This is a genomic window from Peribacillus sp. P4_B1 (assembly GCF_056402395.1).
In genome coordinates this window covers 1-2,547 of sequence record NZ_JBFUHM010000126.1, presented here as the reverse complement: position 1 = coordinate 2,547, position 2,547 = coordinate 1, and the positions used below count along the sequence as shown (strand labels likewise).

Annotated in this window: 3 protein-coding genes and 1 pseudogene; 3 read left to right on the top strand and 1 reads right to left on the bottom strand. The window is 41.8% G+C overall.

The annotated features are described in order from the left end of the window. Both AC1DVK_RS26685 and AC1DVK_RS26680 read left to right on the top strand, forming a co-directional pair. Nucleotides 1-183 (top strand): annotated as a pseudogene (locus AC1DVK_RS26685) (ABC transporter permease); the annotation flags it as partial. Continuing rightward, nucleotides 183-989: an ABC transporter permease gene (locus AC1DVK_RS26680; protein WP_089362330.1), complete on the top strand. Its 807-nt coding sequence runs from the start codon at nt 183-185 to the stop codon at nt 987-989. The pseudogene AC1DVK_RS26685 and the gene AC1DVK_RS26680, both read left to right, overlap by 1 nt. 64 nt (nt 990-1,053) lie before the next feature. Here the strand turns inward: AC1DVK_RS26680 and AC1DVK_RS26675 are convergent, their stop codons facing one another. Next, complete coding sequence (locus AC1DVK_RS26675; RefSeq protein ID WP_477627805.1) at nt 1,054-1,695, bottom strand: hypothetical protein; 642 nt, start codon at nt 1,693-1,695, stop codon at nt 1,054-1,056. 84 nt (nt 1,696-1,779) lie between these two features. On the opposite strand from AC1DVK_RS26675, the gene AC1DVK_RS26670 reads away from it, so the two are divergent. Further along, the coding region (locus AC1DVK_RS26670) for an FAD-binding oxidoreductase (RefSeq protein ID WP_477627804.1) at nt 1,780-2,547 on the top strand (768 nt) is incomplete at its 3' end.

The following is a 2,547-nucleotide window of genomic DNA, read 5'->3' as shown; positions in this document are numbered from 1 at the left end:
GCATTAATGGGGGGAGCCAATGTGCCCGTGATGCCTGTTGTCATCTATGATCAAATAAATAATTTGCTACATTGGACATTCGGATCTGCTCTTTCTTATATTCTATTAGCAACCACTGTCATATCAGTAGCTGTCTTTACCAGAGCGTTTGAAAAAGGGAAATTCAAGGAGGTATTCCGATGATGAAAACGTTTGGAGGCCTTCGGATTGCCGTAGCCGTGTTGGCCATTATCTATATCTTGATACCGCTCATTGTCGTTATTCCCGCTTCTTTTACAAGTGCCAATTATCCAAGTTTTCCGGCTGAAGGCTTCTCGCTGAAATGGTATGCCAAAATCTTGGAGCGACCTGAATTTTTGGAAGCATTTTTGAATAGTGCGAAGTTCGCAGCATTAGCTGCCCTTTTCTCCGTCATATTCGGAACTTTGGGAGCCCTTGGCATCGCAAAGTATGATATACCAGGAAAATCGTATATTACGGCCCTATTAACTTCTCCATTAAGTGTGCCGCAATTAGTCTTAGGGATTGCACTTTTAATGTACTTTACACCAATGATGCTTGCCGGTACATCTACAGGATTTTTAATTGCCCATATCGTCATTTGCATACCATATGTTATGCGGCTCGTATTAACCGGTTTAAGTGGATTTGATTATAATCTCGAACGGGCCGCGGCCATACTTGGAGCGAATCCACTAACAGTATTCATGAAAGTGACACTGCCGCTAATTGGATCCGCGGCCATCTCAGGGGGATTATTCGCATTTTTGACATCATTTGATAATGTAACGGTCTCGCTCTTTATGGTATCACCTGAGATGAGAACGCTGCCGATCGAGATTTTCTCGCAAATGCAGGATGCCTACAATCCAATCGTTGCATCCGTGTCAAGCGTGGTTATTTTCATATCAGTCCTTCTAATCGTCATACTTGAAAAAATTCAGGGTGTTGGAAAAGTTTTTGGTGGTTCCCATCATACAAACGGTTAATAAGGATTTTAGTGATGTGACAATCGATCCTGCTGACCAAGCTCGGATTTTATCCAGAAAAAAATCAGCTAAACGTTCCATTCAAATGATCCAAGCACCTTTTAGCAGCCAAAAGTGGTGCCGTTAGGATAGGGACAGAAGGGTTAACTTGCTTTGCGACATGCTCCATACTATATTGTGAAAGCAAAATCACTTCTGTCTTTCCATCCAATTGTTCCACCATCTTTTTTACTCGATCGTCATGTTCCTTTCTTTTTCCTTGAGATAATAAATGAATGACCCATGGATCTACCAATGATTCGATCAAACAGTCCGGATTCTTATTCAATAAATAATTTTGAAGGGCGACGGGCGTTTCTTTTACGGTTGAAACCAGGCCGATGCTAGTATATCGAGGTGCTTCATCAAGCATGGCCTCATCTGAACGAAATAACTTTACAGAATAAAGAGGTTGTAAAATTGAAGTGATGTCATTAAAAGCAGAGCAAGTAAGTTGGATGCATGAAACGCCAGAATCATAGGCTAAACTCACTAATGATGAAAAGCGGCGGATGATTTCCGGAGTTAACTTGCTGCTCTTTTCCATCAAGGCGAGAAGGCCCGTGTCCATGAAATGAAGGAGTTCAATGTTCGGAGCAACTGTTTGAAATGCCATTTCAATTGGTTTTAGTGCAGTGGTGGTTGCGTGAATAAGTGCTATTTTCAATAAAAACCCTCCTTTTTTATTTCATTATATCTAGCAGGATAATAGAATACCATTATATTACATCAATGAAAGGAAGTGAGAATTATGGAGAAAGAAGCCCTGGACGATCTTAGTCAGGTAATTCCAAGTGATAGAATGTACCTTGATTTGGCAGAAAGGTATTGTTATAGCTATGACGCTTCTTTTGGGGAATATTTACCTGAAATCGTTATACAGCCAAAAAACGCGGAGGAAATCAGTGAGGTGGTTAAATTGGCTAATACTCACAAAATACCTGTTTACCCTAGAGGATCCGGAACTTCGCTAAGTGGCGGCCCTTTACCTGTTAAAGGGGGGATGGTTCTTGATATGACCCTTTTACGGGATAAATTGATCATTGATCGGGAAAATATGCTTGCCATTGTCTCTCCAGGTGTGATAACGGCAAATATCCATAAAAAGGCTGAAGAAGCCGGCTTGTTCTATCCGCCTGATCCAAGCAGTTCCAATGTTGCCACAATTGGCGGAAATCTATTGGAAAACTCCAGCGGGCCAAAGGGATTGAAATACGGAACGACAAAAGAATATGTGATAGGCCTGGAGGTGGTCACACCTACGGGAGAAATCATCCGCACTGGCGGAAAGACTGTAAAGAATGTAACAGGGTATGATTTGACACGATTGATTGTAGGATCGGAAGGTACCTTGGGCATCGTTACAGAGGCAATCATTCGCTTAATTCCAAAACCGCAATCAAAACATACATTTGTCGCCCACTTCAATCATTTGATCGACTCCGGTCATGCCATTACCAGCATTTTATCGTCAGGAATCCTACCATCAGCCATGGAGCTAATGGATAATGCGTGTATC